The organism is Paenimyroides ceti, assembly GCF_030409925.1.
The window spans coordinates 68,801-87,614 of the sequence record NZ_JAUFQU010000069.1; the positions used below are offsets into that span (position 1 = coordinate 68,801).

Sequence of the window (18,814 nt, forward strand, 5' to 3'; positions counted from 1 at the left end):
ATGAAATTATTTATTACTGGAATCGGAACAGAAATAGGTAAAACGGTTTGTTCGGCAATTTTGACAAAATATTTTAATGCAGAGTATTGGAAACCCGTTCAATCTGGAGATCTCGGTTTTTCAGACACCATGAAAGTCAAAAAATGGGTTGGAAAAGATACAGTTTGCCATGCAGAAACCTACTGTTTTCAGTTGGCAGCATCACCGCATCAATCTGCAAAAGAAGAAGGAATTACTATTGATTTAAATAAAATAAAACTTCCTGAAACAAAAAATAATCTTATTGTAGAAGGTGCTGGGGGACTCATGGTTCCAATCAATGACAGTGAATTTATTATTGATTTAATTGAAGAATTAAATCTCCCAACGGCATTGGTTGTCAAAAATTATTTAGGTTGTATCAATCATACTTTATTGTCGATAATGCTTTTAAATCAAAGAAAAATTACATTGCAATATTTAATTCTCAACGGAGACTTCCCATCAGATACTGAAAGGATTATTTGTAAAAATATTTCATCAGAAACAAAAATTATAAGAATTCCGGAAATCGAAAACATAACAAAAGAAAATATAGAAAGTATTACAAAACAATTAGAAAAGATATGAGAGATAAAACAAAATTGAGGAATGATTGGACCAAAGAGGAAATCGAAGAAATTTATAATCAGCCTTTACTAGAATTAATCTACAAAGCAGCAAGCGTTCACCGCGAATGGCACAATCCTGAAGAAGTTCAAATGTCGACATTGTTATCTATTAAGACAGGTGGTTGCCCCGAAGATTGCTCTTATTGTGGACAAGCGGCACGTTATCACACGGATATAAAAGTTCAGGCTTTGCTGCCGACGGAACAGGTGATTGCACATGCTCAAAAAGCAAAAGACAGTGGATCCTCACGTTTTTGTATGGCAGCAGCGTGGCGAGAAGTTCGTAACAATCGTGATTTCGATAGAGTTATTGACATGGTAAAGGGTGTAAACGAACTTGGAATGGAAGTTTGCTGTACGTTAGGAATGCTTACCGAGGAACAGGCAATTCGTCTTCAGGAAGCAGGATTGTATGCTTACAATCACAATTTGGATACTTCGGAACAATATTATGAAGAAATTATTTCAACAAGAACTTTCGATAACAGAATTAATACTATTAACAATGTCAGAAAAGCAGGAATTACCGTTTGCTCAGGGGGAATTATAGGCCTTGGAGAAACACACGGAGACAGGATTTCGATGCTTTTAACGTTATCGACAATGCCAAAACATCCAGAATCTGTTCCGATTAATGCATTATCTAGAGTCGAAGGAACACCGCTTCAGGATAATGAAAAAACGAATACTTGGGAAATGGTTAGAATGATTGCTACAGCGAGAATAATTATGCCGTCATCGATGGTTCGACTCAGCGCAGGAAGAATTGAAATGACCGAATTTGAGCAAGGGTGGTGTTTTATGGCAGGAGCCAATTCTATCTTTACAGGAGAAAGAGAAACCCTTTTGGTGACCCCAAATCCAGGAGTTTCGGAGGATATGCAAATGTTGCAGACATTGGGATTAAAACCAATGAAAAGAGCATCGGAAAAAGTTATAAGCTGTGAATTATAAGTTAAGAGTTTGTTTTTATAATTTCTAAAATCTAATTTCTACAATGAGTTTACAACAACGCGACAAAGACGTCAATTGGCATCCTTATACGCAAATGAAGATTGCCGAAGATACAATTCCTATTGTAAAAGGAAAAGGAGTCTATCTTTTTGATAATCAAGGGAATCGATATATTGATGCGGTTTCTTCATGGTGGGTAACGATTCACGGCCATGCACATCCGTACATAGCACAAAAGGTTTCGGAGCAGTTGAATACGTTGGAGCAGGTCATTTTTGCCGGATTTACACATGAACCCGCTGTCCAGCTTTCGGAGAATTTATTAAGTTTATTACCTGATAATCAACAAAAAGTTTTCTATTCGGATAATGGTTCGACTGCTGTTGAAGTAGCTTTGAAAATGTGTATTCAATATTGGTATAATCAAGGGAAGAAAAAGACGAAAATTCTCGCTTTTAAAGACGCTTATCATGGCGATACCTTTGGTGCAATGTCGGTAAGCGGAAGAAGTGTTTGGACGAAACCGTTTGGAGAAATGCTTTTCGAAGTTATTTTCATGGATACACCGACTTCAGAAAATTTGAATGATTTAAAAGCAATTATTCAAAATCATTCGCAAGAAATAGCTTGCTTTATTTATGAACCTCTGATTCAGGGAGCTGCAGGAATGTTGATGCACAAAGCGGAAGACTTATCAGTATTAATGAAAATTTGCAGAGAACAGAAAGTTTTAATGATTCAAGATGAAGTCTTTACCGGATTTGGGAGAACAGGAAAACTATTTGCTGCCAATTACCTTTCTGAGAAACCAGATATTATGTGTTTTTCAAAAGGATTAACTGGAGGAACAATGCCTATGGGAATTACTACTTCCTCCAATGAAATTTTCGAAGCTTTTTTGTCGGATGATAAATACAAAACCTTATTTCATGGACATTCTTTTACTGCAAATCCGTTAGCTTGTACCGCGGCTTTGGCAAGTATGGAGTTATTATTGAAAGAAGATACTTTGACTCATATTAAATTAATATACGAGAAGCATTTAAATTTTTCCAAAACATTACAACAACATCCAAAAGTTGAAAATGTAAGATTGATCGGAACTATTTTAGCTTGGGAAATTAAAAATGATAAACAAACTTCTTATTTTAATGAAATAGGTAAAATTTCATATAATGAATTTCTGAAAAGGGGAATTATTATGCGTCCGTTAGGAAACGTAATGTATCTCGTTCCACCTTATTGTATTACATCTGAAGAATTAGATTTGGTTTATAAGAATATTTTAGAAGTAATGGATTACTTATAATAAGACATTCTTTAGTTCGTCTTAAGATTAAACATACTTAAACTCTAGAAATAATTTTGTTTTTAGAGTTTAGTTTTTTTCTCCACTAAAATATAAAACAAAATTTATTCGAGAAAGTTCATTTAAAACTCCTGAATACTCAGAAAGGGATTGATTTTATGTCTGATTCATTTATTAATATTAGAGCATTCTGTAAATTTTGTTACTAAAAATGTTTTCATACACTCAGGTCTATTATTTAGTTCCTAAAGGTTTACAGGTAGTATCCAAATTATAACTTTATTACTTTAACCCGTAGTGCATTATTAAGTTAAATTAATTTTCAGATTATTGATGTTTCTACCAAACACGAACCTGTTTAAATATTGTATAGTGGTTAAGGTGGTTATTTTGGAAAGAATCCTTGTTTTAAAACCTTTAAAAGATTTAGCATAATTACGTCTAATCATAAACTGATCACACAATTGTGAGAACAAGGTTTCTATACGTTTTCTAAACTTTTTAAATTGATAAAATTGTGGTTTGTAGTCTTTCTGATTTTTTCTTTTTGGCGTTTCCAATTGTATATTTACCTCATTAAATAAGTCTAGCTGTATAGTGCTAGAAAGATAGCCCTTATCGGCAAGTATCACACAATCGGATAGTTGCAATTTAATATCTTGTAAATAATGAATATCATGAACCGAAGCAGGAGATAAATCAAAGCTCTGAAAAACACCATTAATTGAACAAACAGCATGTAATTTATACCCGTAAAATGTAAGTTTTGAGAGGCTCAAAATCCTTTATTTGGAATAGCGTAATCTGTTTCTTTACAAATTTTACTACGTGATGAGCGTGAAATTTTACAAACCTCCAACGGCATACTATCTACTACAAAAAAGGTTTCAAACTCATTAAATTTTTCAACCATTTTCATTCTGATTTCTTCCATAAATGGATATAGTTTTCTTTTTCTTCTGTTATAAACGCTTCGCTCAATTCTGGATGCAATTTCAAAACCTTTTATGTCTCTAAAAAGTTGATGTTCAGAATCAATCGATTTGAATTCCGCCAAAATCATTAAGCTAATCAATTCTATATCAGATAGCTTTGGCTTTATTGGCTTGAAATACATATTTTCAAATTCTGCTATTTTACGTAATTCGATTAAAATTAATTTGTAACTTGCTTCTAAGTTACTCATAACTGTATCTGGTTGTAAGTCAATACAATATACTAATTGTTAGTGTTTTGAGCAACTTTTTTTATAATGCACTACGGGTATATAAATATAAAAAGTCACTTCATGGAGATAACTGGGGAACAATTAATAGCTGCAAATAAGATTTATAACTATTTAAATAGTATTACTGATTTAGATCTAGAATTAAAAAATAATTGGACGGATATCAGCAGTGATATGATTGAGTTTTTGCAATCTCCAAAACTTATAACTTATTTAAAAACAAATACTAATCTTAATGGTATTTTAAACCAATCAGATTATAAAAGTATGAAAGGCGAAATATTGAAAGATAGGAAATTTATTATAAATTGTGTTCTAAAATATAACGTGAATGATGAGATTTTTAGTCCAGAAGAAAAACAAGGTGCTTTAGATTTCTTTTTTGGTTCAAATGAATAAAATTTATTTTCTTTTTCTTTTATCTCTGATCACAGCATCAACTACTCCAAGTATCACGACTTCGTCGCTTTCATCAATAGTTACACTTTTTGCATAATCACTATTCAAAGCCACTAAGCGATTATTCGCTTTATCGTATCGTTTTAATGTATATTCTGAACTATTAATAGACACAACTATATCATCTCCATCCGTAGGGTAATAGTCGGAACGTATGATGATAATATCGTTTTCTAAATACTCTGGATACATTGATAATCCTTTCACACGATTTACAAATGTACTTTCTACTTTAGACAGATAACGTTCGTCTAAACTGATGCGATCACTTAAAAAATCTTCTGCAGGAGATGGGAATCCAGCACAAACTCCACCACATACTTGTACATACTTTTTTTCTCCTTCTGCATGGATGGTTAGGTTTTCTAATTCAGTTCCAAAATAAGGTGCTTTTTTAAATGTTATCATTGTATGGTAAGTATATCATTCCAATTTGTTGTATAGTTAGGACTTAATAAATCTTGTCTCATTTTCCATGTTTTATCTAATGCTTGAGAACCAATTTTTAATTTTTTAACTCCATATTTAAAATTCATTTGATCCATAACATTCATCAGTTTTCGATGCTTTGGGTGCTCGTCTTCGAATAAATTGAATTGTTTTTCACTTTCGGGTGTTATTCCACCAACTATAACACCCGCTTTTTTATAGGCATACCCTTTTTTATAAATAGCATCTAATCCAATTTTTGCATATTTAATAATCTCAATAGATGAATTAGTAGGGAAGGGGATAGTTACATTGATTGATTGGTAATATTGTGGTTTATCTGTTTGAAATCTATTGGTAAAAATAAAAACAGTAACTATTCTACAAGTAGAATGTTGGTTGCGTAATTTTTCAGCACAGGTGGTTGCAAAAGTAGCAATGCGCTCTTGTAGATAGGTTTTATCTTCATACGTTTTATCAAAAGATCTTGTCGTAGCAATATTCTTTTTTGTTTTTACATCTTCAAGTTCCATAGCAGATATGCCTTCTAATTCCTTTTTTAGTCGTAAACCAACTACAGTAAGTTCCTTTCGGACATATTCATCAGGAAGATTTGTAAAATCTAATGCTTTATTTACTCCTTTTGCCTTTAATTTTTTAGCAAATTGTCTACCAATACCCCATACATCTTCAATAGCTAACCATCGCAAAGCTTTAATCCGTTTTTCTTCGGAATCTATAGCATATACACCTTCTAATTGCGGATATTTTTTAGCTATCCTATTGGCCACTTTAGTTAATGCTTTTGTGGGCGCAATTCCAATACACGTTGGAATTAAAGTGTTTTTAAGCACTTCTTTCCGTATCGCTTTTGCATACGATACTAAATCATAATTTTCAAATCCCTTGAATTGTAAAAAGCTTTCATCTATCGAATAAACTTCTAAATCAGGTGTATATTTTCTAAGGATTCGAGTTACACGGTTACTCATATCGCCATACAGAGCGTAGTTTGATGAAAATACATTTACACTATTATCCTGAAATAACTTTCTGTATTCAAAAGCGGGTGCTCCCATTGGAATACCGAGTGCTTTTGCTTCGTTAGAACGCGCCACAACACAGCCATCGTTGTTGCTTAACACAACAATTGGCTTATGCCGTAATTGAGGTTTAAACACCCTTTCACAGCTTGCGTAAAAATTATTACAATCGACTAAAGCATACATCCTACAAAATTATTAAATTAGTAAACGTGCTAAAGTTAAATTATTATGATGCCAAGAAACGTCGTTTGTTTAGCGTTAGATTTAGGAAATTCATTAGAACCTGAGCATATATCTAACATTGAGATTGTAGCGAAAAATTTAGAAGATTTTAATAATCGTTTTCAAACAGATTTTTATCTTTTTTATGATACGGATGGATATACTTTTGAAATCCCTGAACAATTTATAATTAATGATTTATTAAATTGGTTTGTTGAAGGTATTGGAGAATTATTAGCTTTTTCATATTCCCCAACTCGGGACAGTTATTTTGATTTAAATTCTTATTTAAATGATCGCAAAACAGAGTTAGACTTTTTACATAGTTTTGAAATGTATAACAATTATCGTCAACGTTATATTGATTATGCCCCATTAGGATTTTTAGAAGAGGACTCGTACTTTTTTATAAAAGAAAATCTTACTAATTTGATATTAGATTATTCCCGAAAATTTAATTGATAAGACCAATTTCTGCAAGTTATTTATTTACTAATAGGCGAAGTTTAAAATTATTTATTTTCGTTTATTTTGTTTGTTTCGTTTATTTCGTTTAAATTTGTTTAAATAATTTAAAGTATGGAAGCATTAGACTATATAAAAAGACCCACTAAGAAAGAACAACGAGTGGCTATTGAATCTTATTCAGCACTTTCTTCGATTTTATCACAATTGAAGCAAGATGATACTGAAATAGAAATCGAAGAAACAAACGACAGAATTAAAATACCTTTTAAGGCTTTAAAACTTTTAAGTGAAATTTTAAAGTCAATGAGTGAAGGAAATCCAATATCTATTGTCCCTATTGCAACGGAAGTAACTACTCAAAAAGCAGCTGAAATATTGGGTTGTTCACGACCACATTTAGTTAAACTTTTAGAGCAAGGTGAAATTGATTTTACAATGGTTGGAAGACATCGTCGTATTCTATTTGAAGATGTAATCAAATATAAAAACGAAATGAAGCAAAAACAGAAAAAGCATATCATTGATATTATGAACTTTGATGACGAAATAGGTTTATATGATTCATAGTGTAAGGTACAAAGCTGTTCTTGATACCAATGTAATATTTCCTATCGTTATTAGAGATTTATTATTTTGGTTTGCTCATTATGATTTATATACCCCAAAATGGAGTAAAATCATTTTTGATGAATGGAAATCTGTAATGATTCGAAAGGGAGTTGAATCTTCACAAGCAGAGAAGCGGATTAACGTAGCAAATTTGGCATTTCCCGATGCTTTAGTATTAAATTATGAAGGATTAATTGATAATTTAAATTTACCTGATAAAGATGATAGACATGTATTAGCTGCTGCTATTAAAGTAAATGCTAATATTATTGTAACGAATAATTTAAAGGATTTTCCGGATGATTATTTAGACTCTTTTGGATTGAAGGCAGTTTGCGCTGATGATTTTCTAACGGATATTATAGATTTAAATCCAAAAATAGCCATTCAAGCTTTTAAAGATTTGGTATTAAATCGCAAAAACCCGGCAATGGATGAATTTCAAGTATTAGAAAGCTTTAGAAAAAATGGATTAAATCAAACAGCAGATTATTTACATGCTCTTTTGTAATTTAATTATACCAAAAATCGACCGTTTTCTAGGACTACTTTTTAGTAGTCTTTTTTTTATTTCCTTTAGTGCTTTTTATCGTTATTTTTATTAGTTTCGTAAAATAACCTTTTATAGTACTTTTTATGATTATAGGATATGCGAGAGTTTCTACAAAAGATCAGAATCTAGAAAATCAAATTGAACTGCTAAAACAACGTAAATGTGAGAAGATATTTTCTGATATTGCGAGTGGAGTAAAAGAAGATCGAAAAGGTTTATTAGAACTTTTAGAATTTGCTCGACCAGGTGATACAATTTTGGTTTATAAGAATGATCGCATATTCCGGTCACTTAAAAATATGGTGGATCTAATTGAAACTTTCAATCAAAAGAAGATTCATTTTAAATCCATAACAGAACCAGAATTTGATACCCAATCTGCAAATGGAAAATTTTTACTTCAAATTTTTAGTGCAGTTGCAGAATTTGAACGTAATCTTATTAGCGAAAGAACAAAACATGGATTAGAAGGAGCAAGGAGACGCAATGAAACTTTAGGTAGACCTAAAGGTATTTCTAAAGAAACTCTTGAAAAATACCAATATGCAAAGCATCTTTACGACAATAAAAAAATGAGTATTGATAAGGCATGTAAACAAGCTGGAATAAGTAAAACAACGTTTTATAGAGTAGAAAAAAGCAATATATAAATATATATATATTTCTATGAATTATATTATCCCACCAAATGTATTATTGTAAATAAAAAAATTTTATTTTTTAGACATCGAAGTAGATTATCACTATCATGGTAGAGTAATATAATGATTTCTATAAAAATTACATAAAAGGGTAATTGACGTATAATGTCATGCTAAATTGCTATTTTTAACAAAAATAACTTTATTATGGAAAACATAATTGTAATCAACAATATTGAAGTTGAAATTTCTAAAATCTATCAACAAAAAACGTACTATACTTTAATTGAAGGTACACCCGGTGAAGAATTAAATGATAAGATTTTGGCTGAAATTAAAGAACAAGCTAAAAGTATCTTCAATAGAGATTCATTTTACGTTATGGATCCACGTGAAAATGCCGATGACAATTTTCCTCAAAATACCATTATTTTAGAATTAATGGTTCTTAATGATTTAGAAGACTATTCTCCATTAACAGTTATATTTTTTCAAGATAAATATGCTTTCCCAATTACAGCGGAAAATATAGAAAGTATAAAAGAAATACCTATTGGGCTATTATGGTCAGATAATAATTTGAATTCAAGAAAGCATTTACAATAAATCCATAATTTGAATCAACAACAAAATGTTCTTTTTATACCTTTAAAACAAATAAATACTAAAACTAAATAATGACAACCACAGCCCAAAGAGCAGAACTACAAGCAAAAATATGGAAAATCGCCAACGAAGTACGTGGCTCAGTAGACGGATGGGACTTTAAACACTTTGTGTTAGGAACTTTATTCTATCGTTTCATAAGTGAGAATTTTACTAGTTATATCGAGGGTGGTGACGAAAGTGTAAACTATCCAAAATTAGCAAACGACATTATTACACCGGAAATCAAAGACGATGCTATTAGAACAAAAGGATACTTCATATATCCAAGTCAATTGTTTATTAACGTGGTTGAGAAAGCAGGTAAAAACGATAATTTAAATACAGACCTAAAAGCAATTTTTACAGATATAGAAAACTCAGCAAATGGTTATGATTCTGAACAAGACATCAAAGGTTTATTTGCAGATTTCGATACTACAAGTACACGCTTAGGTAATACGGTTGAGGAAAAAAATAAGCGTTTAGTATCTATTTTAAATGGAGTTTCAGAATTAAACTTTGGAAAGTTCGAAGAAAGTCAAATTGATTTGTTTGGAGATGCATATGAATTTCTAATCTCGAACTATGCAGCTAATGCTGGAAAATCGGGTGGTGAGTTTTTTACTCCTCAAAACGTTTCCAAATTAATTGCGCAATTGGCAATGCACAAGCAAACTTCTGTAAATAAAATTTATGATCCTGCGGCAGGATCTGGTGCATTGTTATTACAGGCGAAAAAACATTTCGATAACCACATTATTGAAGAAGGATTCTTTGGTCAAGAAATCAATCATACCACTTATAACTTGGCGCGTATGAATATGTTTTTGCACAACATTAATTACGATAAATTCAACATTCAATTAGGAGATACTTTAACGGAGCCACATTTTATTGACGATAAACCATTCGATGCGATTGTTTCTAATCCTCCGTATTCAGTTAATTGGGTAGGATCTGATGATCCCACTTTAATTAATGACGATCGTTTTGCACCGGCTGGAGTTTTAGCACCTAAATCAAAAGCAGATTTTGCTTTTGTATTACACGCGTTGAATTATTTATCAAGTAAAGGACGTGCAGCCATTGTATGTTTTCCTGGTATTTTTTACCGTAGTGGGGCAGAGCAAAAAATCAGAAAATATTTAGTAGATAATAATTTCGTTGAAACAGTTATCAGCTTACCAGGGAATTTATTCTTTGGAACTTCAATTGGCGTAAATATTTTGGTTTTATCTAAACACAAGTCAGAGTACAAAACGCAGTTTATTGATGCCAGTGGGGAGGAATTTTACAAAAAGGTAACTAATAACAATATGTTAGAAGATACCCATATTGATAAAATTATGGATTTGTTTGATTCGAAAGAGTTCAAAGAACACGTTGCTATTACCATTGAAAATGAAAAAATTGCAGAAAACGATTATAACCTTTCGGTAAGTACGTATGTAGAAGCTTTAGATACACGCGAAGTTATAGATATCAACGTATTAAATTCTGAATTAGAATCTACGGCTAAAAACATCACAGATTTACGTAACGCAATTGATAACCTTGTAAAAGAAATCGAAGGATGAGCAAATTAGAAGAGTTGTTACAAGGAGTAAATGTAGAATGGATTCCTTTGTATGAAGTTGCAGCAATGATTAGAGGTGTTCGTGTTACTAAAAAAGATTTAATCGAAAATGGCAAGTATCCTGTAGTCTCTGGAGGGGTAGGATTTATGGGATATGTAAATGAATATAATCGTGAAGAAAATTCAATAACAATTGCTCAGTACGGTACCGCAGGATTTGTAAAATGGCAAACTGAAAAGTTCTGGGCGAACGATGTAGCATTTACTATATTTCCAATTAACGAAGAATTAGTACTAAAAAGATTTTTGTACTACTTTTTAATAAGTAAACAAAATTTTTTGTACGAGATTTCAAATAAAATTGCTGTTCCATATAATATTTCAAAAGATAAGATTTTAAATATCCCAATCCCAATCCCTTGCCCTGATAATCCAGAAAAATCCCTTGAAATCCAACAAGAAATTGTTCGCATTTTAGATGAATTAACTTCTTTAACGAACCAATTAAAAAATGAATTAGAAACGGAACGCCAAACCCGTAAAAAACAATTTGAGTTCTTCCGTGAGCAGTTGTTTAGATTTGAAAGTAAGGATGTGGAATGGAAAACTTTGGAGGGTATATCAAAATTAATAACAAAGGGTACAACACCTAAAAGATATACAAACAATGGAATATCTTTCATAAAAACAGAGGCCTTTGATGGCTCTATAATAGTTCGGAAAAAATTATCATTTATCGATGAAGATACACATCAAAAAGAATTAAAGCGCTCAATATTACAGGAGAACGACATTTTAATTACTATTGCGGGAGCAACAATAGGGAAATGTGCCATTGTACCGAGAGAATTACTGCCCGCTAATACTAATCAAGCATTAGCAATTATAAGATTAAATAATTCAATTGTTATAAAGTATATCTTTCATTTATTGAAATCGGGTCTCATGAAAAGTTATATAGAATCAAACTCGAAAGGGTCAGCACAACCTAATTTAAATTTAAAGCAATTAAATGACTTTTTAATACCTGTTCCATCCATTGAAGAACAAGAACGCATTGTTCGTTTATTAGATCAATACGATGAAGCCACCAAAAACATTGTAGCGCAATTAGAAAAAGAAATAGAACTCAGAAACAAGCAGTACGAATATTATAGAAACTCGTTACTAAACTTTTTGAAAAATTAATTAATAGCCTACTAACTATTATGAGTCAAACACTAACCGAAATAGCACAAAAATTAATAAGAGCAACAAAAGAGGAAGGAAAGAAATTTCGTAAAACTCAATTAATTTATGCGTTTAATGGTACGGGAAAAACACGTCTTTCTCGTGAATTTAAAGAGGTAGTAGATCCTAAGGATCAAAAAACACCAGAGTCTCCAATAAAGTTTATGTATTACAATGCATTCACAGAAGATTTATTTTATTGGTTTAATGACTTGGAGGCAGATACTAATCGTAAATTATTAGTACATCCTAACAATTTTACAGAATTAGCATTATCTTTTTTAAAAGATGAGAATCAACATGGCAACATTATTACTAATTTCCAGAAATACACTAACAGATATATAACCCCAAATATAAATGATGATTTTACAGAAATTGCCTTTGATTATTTGGCCGGTGGAGATAATAGCGATACAAACATAAAAATATCAAAGGGAGAGGAAAGTAATTTTATTTGGTGTGTTTTCTATAGTTTAATTGCGCACATAATTGATCTTTTAAATGAGGAAAGAGAAGATCGTTCAAGTGATAAATTCGATGAATTAGAATATATCTTTATCGATGATCCAGTGAGTTCATTAGATGATAATCATTTAATTGACCTAGCAGTTGATTTATCAAATTTAATTAAGAAAGCTAAGCTGACAAATGTAAAATTCATTGTTTCTACGCATAATCCATTATTTTATAATGTTTTGTATAATGAATTGAATCGTGAGAAAAATACTGGTAGATATAGACTACAAAAACTAAATGATGGGACATATCTTTTAAATGACTCAAACGATTCTCCTTTTTCTTATCATATATTCTTGTTAGATGAGTTAAATGCAGCGGCTATTACCAGAAATATACACAAGTATCACTTTAACTTACTTAGAAACGTTTTAGAAAAAACCTCTACTTATTTAGGCTTTAATCATTGGGAAGATTTAATACCTATGTATGTTAATACGAATGATGTACCCATAGCTGTTCGCTTGATTAATTTATATAGTCATAGTAAACATTCAGGTGATGAAATGGGAGTAATTCAAGAAATAGAAAAAGATATGTTTATAAAAGTTTTTAAATCATTATTAACAAAACATAACTTTAAATTACAATATAATGAACTTCTTGAAGTAGAAGCACAACCACAAACACAACAGTTACAAGATGCCTAATTTCAACACCATTGCAGAAACTAACAATTATATTGTTTTAGATAAATATACTAAGTTCTATGAGCTGAATGAAGCGCCAGTGGCGTATCAATCAGAAACAGCTCTTGAAAAAGAATTTATACAAGATTTAATAAATCTTGGTTATGAGAATCCAACGCATTTAAAATCAAATGAAGCTATGCTGGCGAATGTTCGCACCGAATTGCAGGCACTGAATAATGTCGTGTTCTCAGACAACGAATGGAATCGTTTCCTAGTAGAGTATTTGGATAAACCAAGCGATAGTCTAATCGATAAATCCCGAAAATTACACGATAATCACATTTACGATTTTGTGTTTGATGATGGGCGTATACAAAATATTTATTTAGTAGATAAAAAATCAGTTACTCGTAACAAGGTTCAAGTTATATCTCAAGTAGAGCAAACAGGTACACATGCCAATCGTTATGACGTTACCATTTTAGTCAACGGAATACCTATGGTACAAGTAGAACTTAAAAAGCGTGGTGTTGCTATTCGTGAGGCGTTTAACCAGGTACATCGTTATTCTAAAGAGAGTTTTAATTCTACAAATTCGTTATTTAAGTATTTACAACTGTTTGTAATTTCTAATGGTACAGATACTCGTTATTTTGCCAATACAGTGTCACGCAACAAAAATAGCTATGATTTCACAATGAATTGGGCGAAAGCCGACAATTCATTAATTAAGGATTTAAAGGATTTTACTGCAACTTTTTTTCAAAAAAACACCATTTTAAATGTATTACTAACCTATACTGTTTTTGATGTAAAAGATACATTATTGGTTATGCGACCTTATCAGATTGCAGCAACTGAACGTATTTTATGGAAGATAAAAAGTGCTTATCAAACAAAGAAATGGTCTACATTAGAAAGCGGTGGATACATTTGGCACACCACAGGATCTGGTAAAACGTTAACTAGTTTTAAAGCAGCACGTTTGGCCACTCAATTAGATTTTATTGATAAAGTGTTTTTTGTAGTGGATCGAAAGGATTTAGACTTTCAAACCATGAAAGAATATCAAAAGTTTTCTCCTGATAGTGTGAATGGATCAGATAGTACTGCTGGCTTAAAACGAAACATTGATAAAAGTGATAATAAAATCATTGTTACCACAATTCAGAAGTTAAACAACTTAATGAAAGGGGATGCAGATTTAGATATTTATCATAAACAAGTAGTTTTTATTTTCGATGAAGCGCACCGTTCTCAATTCGGAGAAGCGCAAAAAAACTTACAAAAAAAGTTCAAAAAATTCTATCAGTTTGGATTTACAGGAACACCAATTTTTCCTACAAACGCATTGGGTGCAGAAACTACAGCAAGTGTTTTCGGAACAGAATTGCATTCTTATGTAATTACTGATGCCATCAGAGATGAAAAGGTATTAAAGTTTAAAGTTGATTATCACAACGTTAAACCTCAATTCAAGGGTGTTGAAATGGAGGTTGATGAAAAAAAATTGAATGCTGAAGATACAAAAAAGGCATTTTTACATCCTGGTCGAATCAGCGAAATATCAAAATATATTTTACAGAATTATCGCATAAAAACGCATCGAACTAAAGGGGGAAATTCAGGATTTAACGCCATGTTTGCCGTTAGTAGTGTAGATGCGGCAAAGTGCTATTATGAAGAATTAAATCGTCAGCAAATCGGCAGTGATAGACCTTTAAAAATAGCAACCATTTTTTCATTTGCAGCTAATGAAGAACAAACAGCTATTGGAGAAATTTTAGATGAATCTTTTGAACCTTCTGCATTAAACAGTACGGCGAAAGAATTTCTTACAAAAGCTATTAAGGACTACAACAAAATGTTTAAAACAAGTTATGGTGTTGATAGTGATGCATTTCAAAATTACTACCGTGACTTATCTAATCGAGTAAAAGATAAAGAAGTCGATCTTTTGATTGTAGTTGGAATGTTTCTAACAGGATTTGATGCTCCGGCAATGAATACTTTATTTGTTGATAAAAACTTACGTTTTCACGGATTGATTCAAGCTTTTTCGCGTACGAATCGTATCCTTGATGCAACCAAAACGTTTGGGAATATTGTTACTTTCCGTGATTTGGAGCAAGCAACAGTTGATGCAATTACCTTATTTGGAAATAGCAATACAAAGAATGTTGTATTAGAAAAAAGTTACAAGGAATATCTAGAAGGTTTTACAGATAATTCAACAGGAGAAGCAAGAAGAGGTTTTGTAGAAGTTGTAAATGAACTAAACGAGAAATTTCCAAATCCTGATCAAATTGAAAAAGAAAAGGATAAAAAAGAGTTTACTAAGTTGTTTGGTGAATATCTTCGTGTCGAGAATATACTTCAAAATTATGATGAGTTCACAAGCTTAAAAGCTTTACAAACAATTGATATAAATGATTCAGAAGCAGTAGAAGACTTTAAAGAAATGTACCATGTTTCTGATGAAGATATTGCAGTAATGCAAGACATCGTTTTGTTACCTGAGCGTACAGTTCAAGATTATAGATCAACGTATAATGACATCCGTGATTGGTTACGAAAGGAAAAGGAAGGAAAACAACCAGAAGATTCTGAAATAGATTGGGATGACGTAGTTTTTGAAATTGATTTATTAAAATCGCAGGAAATTAATTTGGATTATATCTTAGAATTAATCTTCGAACACAACAAAAAAACAAAAGATAAAGTTGAATTAGTAGAAGAAGTAAGTCGTGTAATTCGTGCAAGTATTGGTAATAGAGGTAAAGAATCTTTAATGGTTGATTTTATTAATGAAACAGATTTAGATTCAATTCCAGATAAAGCTTCAGTTATTGATGCGTTCTTTAAATATGCACAAGTAAAACAAAAGGAAGAAGCAACAGAATTAATTGAAGAAGAAAACTTAAACGAAGAAGCAACAAAACGTTATATTGAGTCTTCATTAAAACGTGAATATGCAACTTCAAACGGTACTGAATTAAATACAATTTTACCAAAAATTAGTCCTCTAAATCCTCAGTATCTTACAAAGAAGCAAACCGTTTTTCATAAGATAAGTGCGTTTATCGATAAGTTTAAAGGAGTGGGAGGGAGATTGTAATTTAGAAAAAAATTAATAATAAAAAATATTAAACAATTTTCTCTTTTTCGGACTTTTACTCAGACTAAAATAAAAATGCTTTCCAATTGGAAAGCATTTTTTTTACATAAACTCCAAAATTTCTTGCTTCATCTTTGTCGGAAACTTTAAGTTATTTTCTTTCAAAAGGTCTTTGTCAATGGATTCAATTTCTTTGATAATTGAATTAAGTTTCTGGTCATTTAATGCTTCTAACTGCATTTGAATTTTGTACAATCTTAAAGATAATTTCTTTACATTTTTTTCTTCCATAGCTAATTAAAAATTTAATGTTGTTTGAATATTATTCTAAAATTACAAATAATTTTATTTATATAAAAAGTGAAAATTCCATTTTTATAAGAAAGTCTGTTTATCCGAAAATGAATGATTAAAGATATAGTGTATGTTTAGCGAGAGGATACGGGGCAATTTTGCCCCGTAAATCATATTGTATTGATAATCAATAAAATAACATACACTATAAATAATTTTGTAAACAAAAATGTAACAAGATTTTGTTATAATACTGTAATTTAGTAAATTAACTGTATTAAATAGTGTAACATATGTCTAATGTGGTTCGTGTTGATGTTTCAACAAAGTTAAAACTTGATCGTTTAAAAGAAGATTATAACATCAAAACTTTTGCGGAAGTTGTTGAAAAAATGACTTCATTTATCGTAGAAAATAAATTTGATTTGAATAGAAATTATGCGAATGATTGGCACAATATAATTGAAAAATCAAACGAAAAAAGTTTGAAAAGAATTGAAGATGTAATCAGAATAATTCGAAATATTGAGAAGGAATCTGTCATCCCAATTCGTAATCAAGTTTATGATATGTATCATAACAGTGATGTCAATTTTAAAGCCGAAGTAATCACTGAAGTAAAGAAAGATTTGGAAGTTAATTCTCCTGCGGAACAGGATCTGGAAAAATATAAAATTGAATTAGCGCAGGTTAAAAAAAGCAGAGATTTATATTTTAATGAATTGAATAATTTACGTCCACTAGTAAACGAACTTTTAAATTCTTTAACAACTAAATCTGGTTTAATGGGTTCAAAAGTTGAAGCAACTATAGCACCTGAAAGATTAAATGAACTAAAACAATTAATCAATAAATAATGTACATCAATTTTACCCCACATAAAGCAAACGTGAATAATTCTTCCGCTTCTTCTTGTGCGAATATTTTTGAATATTTAGAAAAGGAAGAGCGTGGCTTTGTTGAAGAAGATTCATTTTTTAAAGAGGAAAATAATGAGTCTATTGGTTTTTTTAATCAAGAAAATATTAACCTTTCTAAAGAAGATGTTATCCAAAATATTGATGAAAATAGAGGTAAAAGAGGTGTTAAAGAATCTAATTTTTATATGATAAATATTTCTCCTTCTTACTTAGAACAGAAACATCTTATAAAAAGAGTTGATCAATTTTTAGAAGAAAAAATTATTAATGAAAAACTTAAATTATCAGAAAAAGATTTAATTGCAGCTCGTGATGTGATGATGCGTGATCTTCTTATGAATTACAGCCGGGAAGTGATGAAAGAGTATGCAAATAATTTCAATCGAGAAATTAATGGAAAAAAATTATCTGAAAATGATCTGATGTATTATGGTAGAGTTGAGACGAGGCGCACGTATAATTTTCGAGATAAAAATGTCATCGAAAATAAAAAAATATTAGATAAAATAAATAGTTCGTCTGATAAAAACGAAATAAAAAAACTTCAAGAATCTTTACAAAAAGATTATTTTACTGGTGATGTTATTAAAGAAGGATCTCCTAAAGGTGGATTTAACTATCATGTGCATATTGTTGTTTCTCGTCATGATAATACCAATGATTCAAGAAATAAAATAAGTCTTTCTCCAATGACTCAATACCGTTCTCAAAATTCTAAATTGAATAATCAAGTAAATAAAACAATTGGTTTTAATCGGGATGTATTCTTTGAAAACGCTGAAAAAAGTTTTGATCAATATTTTAATTACAGAAGAGATTATTCGAAATCTTATGAAGCACATAAAAAAAAGGCAAGAACAAAAGGAATTCGTGAATTAACTAAACAGGGGATTGCAAACAGTGTTAAAAAAGAACTGAGTAATTATGCCGGAATAACTATTTCAAATCCTTCAAATCTTATTAAAATGCAATTGTCACAGACATTAGGAATAAATATTCCTACTCATTTAAAAATACCAACCAACCCAGTACAATTAACACTTAAAGTTGCCAAGACTGTTGCTAAAACTATTGAAAAAGGTTACGGAATGTAAATTACTATTGCTATGGAATATTTCTCTAATTTAACTACCGAAAATAAATTGATTGTATTGATAATGATTGTCATTTCAATAATAGGATTTATTTTATTTTTCCGAAAAGGATTTTTATACACAAACTAATAGGTTTTCTAATAACTTTAGGTATCATTAGCCTTTAATCTATATTTTTTTAAAAAGAATTATTTGTTTATTTCTCTCTTGGTTTT

At 30.7% G+C, this 18,814-nt stretch carries 18 protein-coding genes and 2 pseudogenes; 16 read left to right on the forward strand and 4 right to left on the reverse strand.

Annotated features, from left to right (window positions below; translation table 11 throughout):
- The 3 genes from bioD to bioA are packed head-to-tail and all read left to right on the forward strand — an operon-like array spanning window position 1 to window position 2,913.
- Window positions 1-609 carry a dethiobiotin synthase gene (gene bioD / locus QW060_RS24045; protein WP_290365224.1) on the forward strand — a complete coding sequence of 203 codons (609 nt, stop codon included), beginning with the start codon at window positions 1-3 and terminating at the stop codon, window positions 607-609.
- Window positions 606-1,604 carry a biotin synthase BioB gene (gene bioB, locus QW060_RS24050; RefSeq protein WP_125019416.1) on the forward strand — a complete coding sequence of 333 codons (999 nt, stop codon included), beginning with the start codon at window positions 606-608 and terminating at the stop codon, window positions 1,602-1,604. The genes bioD and bioB overlap by 4 nt, the downstream gene beginning before the upstream one ends.
- A 43-nt stretch (window positions 1,605-1,647) precedes the next feature.
- The gene (gene bioA / locus QW060_RS24055) at window positions 1,648-2,913 is read left to right on the forward strand and encodes an adenosylmethionine--8-amino-7-oxononanoate transaminase (protein ID WP_125019415.1); all 1,266 of its coding nucleotides are present in this window, start codon (window positions 1,648-1,650) and stop codon (window positions 2,911-2,913) included.
- 305 nt (window positions 2,914-3,218) lie between these two features.
- On the opposite strand, the pseudogene QW060_RS24060 reads toward bioA, so the two are convergent.
- Window positions 3,219-4,099 (reverse strand): annotated as a pseudogene (locus QW060_RS24060) (IS982 family transposase).
- A 102-nt stretch (window positions 4,100-4,201) separates the two neighbouring features.
- On the opposite strand from QW060_RS24060, the gene QW060_RS24065 reads away from it, so the two are divergent.
- Complete coding sequence (locus QW060_RS24065; RefSeq protein WP_125019414.1) at window positions 4,202-4,540, forward strand: hypothetical protein; 339 nt, start codon at window positions 4,202-4,204, stop codon at window positions 4,538-4,540.
- Between the two features lie 3 nt (window positions 4,541-4,543).
- Here the strand turns inward: QW060_RS24065 and QW060_RS24070 are convergent, their stop codons facing one another.
- Window positions 4,544-5,008 carry a LexA family protein gene (locus QW060_RS24070; protein ID WP_125019413.1) on the reverse strand — a complete coding sequence of 155 codons (465 nt, stop codon included), beginning with the start codon at window positions 5,006-5,008 and terminating at the stop codon, window positions 4,544-4,546.
- Window positions 5,005-6,258 (reverse strand): Y-family DNA polymerase, encoded by a 1,254-nt coding sequence (locus QW060_RS24075; protein ID WP_290365294.1) that lies wholly within the window; start codon window positions 6,256-6,258, stop codon window positions 5,005-5,007. Before QW060_RS24075 ends, QW060_RS24070 begins: the two co-directional genes overlap by 4 nt.
- A gap of 45 nt (window positions 6,259-6,303) precedes the next feature.
- Here QW060_RS24075 and QW060_RS24080 point away from each other — a divergent pair, with 45 nt between their 5' ends.
- The 9 genes from QW060_RS24080 (at window position 6,304) to QW060_RS24120 (ending at window position 16,291) form a co-directional block, all read left to right on the forward strand.
- Complete coding sequence (locus QW060_RS24080; protein WP_290365295.1) at window positions 6,304-6,759, forward strand: hypothetical protein; 456 nt, start codon at window positions 6,304-6,306, stop codon at window positions 6,757-6,759.
- 117 nt (window positions 6,760-6,876) lie between these two features.
- On the forward strand, window positions 6,877-7,332 hold the full coding sequence (locus QW060_RS24085; RefSeq protein WP_090410424.1) for a helix-turn-helix domain-containing protein: 456 nt from the start codon (window positions 6,877-6,879) through the stop codon (window positions 7,330-7,332).
- Window positions 7,322-7,885, forward strand: coding sequence for a PIN domain-containing protein (locus QW060_RS24090; protein WP_290365296.1), 564 nt, complete (start codon window positions 7,322-7,324; stop codon window positions 7,883-7,885). The genes QW060_RS24085 and QW060_RS24090 overlap by 11 nt, the downstream gene beginning before the upstream one ends.
- 125 nt (window positions 7,886-8,010) lie before the next feature.
- Complete coding sequence (locus QW060_RS24095) at window positions 8,011-8,577, forward strand: recombinase family protein (protein ID WP_290365297.1); 567 nt, start codon at window positions 8,011-8,013, stop codon at window positions 8,575-8,577.
- Window positions 8,578-8,775: 198 nt separating this feature from the next.
- Window positions 8,776-9,174, forward strand: a complete 399-nt coding sequence (locus tag QW060_RS24100; RefSeq protein ID WP_290365298.1) for a hypothetical protein — start codon at window positions 8,776-8,778, stop codon at window positions 9,172-9,174.
- A gap of 71 nt (window positions 9,175-9,245) precedes the next feature.
- Window positions 9,246-10,793 carry a type I restriction-modification system subunit M gene (locus tag QW060_RS24105; protein ID WP_290365299.1) on the forward strand — a complete coding sequence of 516 codons (1,548 nt, stop codon included), beginning with the start codon at window positions 9,246-9,248 and terminating at the stop codon, window positions 10,791-10,793.
- Window positions 10,790-11,980, forward strand: a complete 1,191-nt coding sequence (locus QW060_RS24110) for a restriction endonuclease subunit S (RefSeq protein ID WP_290365300.1) — start codon at window positions 10,790-10,792, stop codon at window positions 11,978-11,980. Before QW060_RS24105 ends, QW060_RS24110 begins: the two co-directional genes overlap by 4 nt.
- A 20-nt stretch (window positions 11,981-12,000) precedes the next feature.
- Window positions 12,001-13,191, forward strand: a complete 1,191-nt coding sequence (locus QW060_RS24115) for an AAA family ATPase (protein ID WP_290365301.1) — start codon at window positions 12,001-12,003, stop codon at window positions 13,189-13,191.
- The gene (locus QW060_RS24120) at window positions 13,184-16,291 is read left to right on the forward strand and encodes a type I restriction endonuclease subunit R (protein ID WP_290365302.1); all 3,108 of its coding nucleotides are present in this window, start codon (window positions 13,184-13,186) and stop codon (window positions 16,289-16,291) included. The genes QW060_RS24115 and QW060_RS24120 overlap by 8 nt, the downstream gene beginning before the upstream one ends.
- A gap of 102 nt (window positions 16,292-16,393) precedes the next feature.
- Here QW060_RS24120 and QW060_RS24125 read toward each other — a convergent pair whose 3' ends face one another.
- Window positions 16,394-16,546, reverse strand: coding sequence for a hypothetical protein (locus tag QW060_RS24125; RefSeq protein ID WP_290365208.1), 153 nt, complete (start codon window positions 16,544-16,546; stop codon window positions 16,394-16,396).
- 332 nt (window positions 16,547-16,878) lie between these two features.
- Here QW060_RS24125 and QW060_RS28705 point away from each other — a divergent pair.
- The 3 genes and pseudogenes from QW060_RS28705 to mobB form a co-directional block, all read left to right on the forward strand.
- Window positions 16,879-17,133 (forward strand): annotated as a pseudogene (locus QW060_RS28705) (BfmA/BtgA family mobilization protein); the annotation flags it as partial.
- A 21-nt stretch (window positions 17,134-17,154) separates the two neighbouring features.
- On the forward strand, window positions 17,155-17,442 hold the full coding sequence (locus QW060_RS24130; protein WP_290365303.1) for a hypothetical protein: 288 nt from the start codon (window positions 17,155-17,157) through the stop codon (window positions 17,440-17,442).
- On the forward strand, window positions 17,442-18,599 hold the full coding sequence (mobB, locus tag QW060_RS24135; protein WP_290365304.1) for a MobB family relaxase: 1,158 nt from the start codon (window positions 17,442-17,444) through the stop codon (window positions 18,597-18,599). The genes QW060_RS24130 and mobB overlap by 1 nt, the downstream gene beginning before the upstream one ends.
- The last annotated feature ends 215 nt before the right edge of the window (window positions 18,600-18,814 follow it).

Excerpts from the sequence above, each read along its gene's own strand:
- bioB (WP_125019416.1), top strand. The coding sequence starts at position 606 with ATGAGAGATAAAACAAAATTGAGGAATGATTGGACCAAAGAGGAAATC.
- QW060_RS24100 (WP_290365298.1), top strand. The coding sequence starts at position 8,776 with ATGGAAAACATAATTGTAATCAACAATATTGAAGTTGAAATTTCTAAA.
- QW060_RS24075 (WP_290365294.1), bottom strand. The coding sequence starts at position 6,258 with ATGTATGCTTTAGTCGATTGTAATAATTTTTACGCAAGCTGTGAAAGG.
- QW060_RS24110 (WP_290365300.1), top strand. The coding sequence starts at position 10,790 with ATGAGCAAATTAGAAGAGTTGTTACAAGGAGTAAATGTAGAATGGATT.
- bioA (WP_125019415.1), top strand. The coding sequence starts at position 1,648 with ATGAGTTTACAACAACGCGACAAAGACGTCAATTGGCATCCTTATACG.
- QW060_RS24065 (WP_125019414.1), top strand. The coding sequence starts at position 4,202 with ATGGAGATAACTGGGGAACAATTAATAGCTGCAAATAAGATTTATAAC.
- bioD (WP_290365224.1), top strand. The coding sequence starts at position 1 with ATGAAATTATTTATTACTGGAATCGGAACAGAAATAGGTAAAACGGTT.
- QW060_RS24090 (WP_290365296.1), top strand. The coding sequence starts at position 7,322 with ATGATTCATAGTGTAAGGTACAAAGCTGTTCTTGATACCAATGTAATA.
- QW060_RS24080 (WP_290365295.1), top strand. The coding sequence starts at position 6,304 with ATGATGCCAAGAAACGTCGTTTGTTTAGCGTTAGATTTAGGAAATTCA.
- mobB (WP_290365304.1), top strand. The coding sequence starts at position 17,442 with ATGTACATCAATTTTACCCCACATAAAGCAAACGTGAATAATTCTTCC.
- QW060_RS24120 (WP_290365302.1), top strand. The coding sequence starts at position 13,184 with ATGCCTAATTTCAACACCATTGCAGAAACTAACAATTATATTGTTTTA.
- QW060_RS24070 (WP_125019413.1), bottom strand. The coding sequence starts at position 5,008 with ATGATAACATTTAAAAAAGCACCTTATTTTGGAACTGAATTAGAAAAC.
- QW060_RS24085 (WP_090410424.1), top strand. The coding sequence starts at position 6,877 with ATGGAAGCATTAGACTATATAAAAAGACCCACTAAGAAAGAACAACGA.
- QW060_RS24105 (WP_290365299.1), top strand. The coding sequence starts at position 9,246 with ATGACAACCACAGCCCAAAGAGCAGAACTACAAGCAAAAATATGGAAA.
- QW060_RS24095 (WP_290365297.1), top strand. The coding sequence starts at position 8,011 with ATGATTATAGGATATGCGAGAGTTTCTACAAAAGATCAGAATCTAGAA.
- QW060_RS24115 (WP_290365301.1), top strand. The coding sequence starts at position 12,001 with ATGAGTCAAACACTAACCGAAATAGCACAAAAATTAATAAGAGCAACA.
- QW060_RS24130 (WP_290365303.1), top strand. The coding sequence starts at position 17,155 with ATGTATCATAACAGTGATGTCAATTTTAAAGCCGAAGTAATCACTGAA.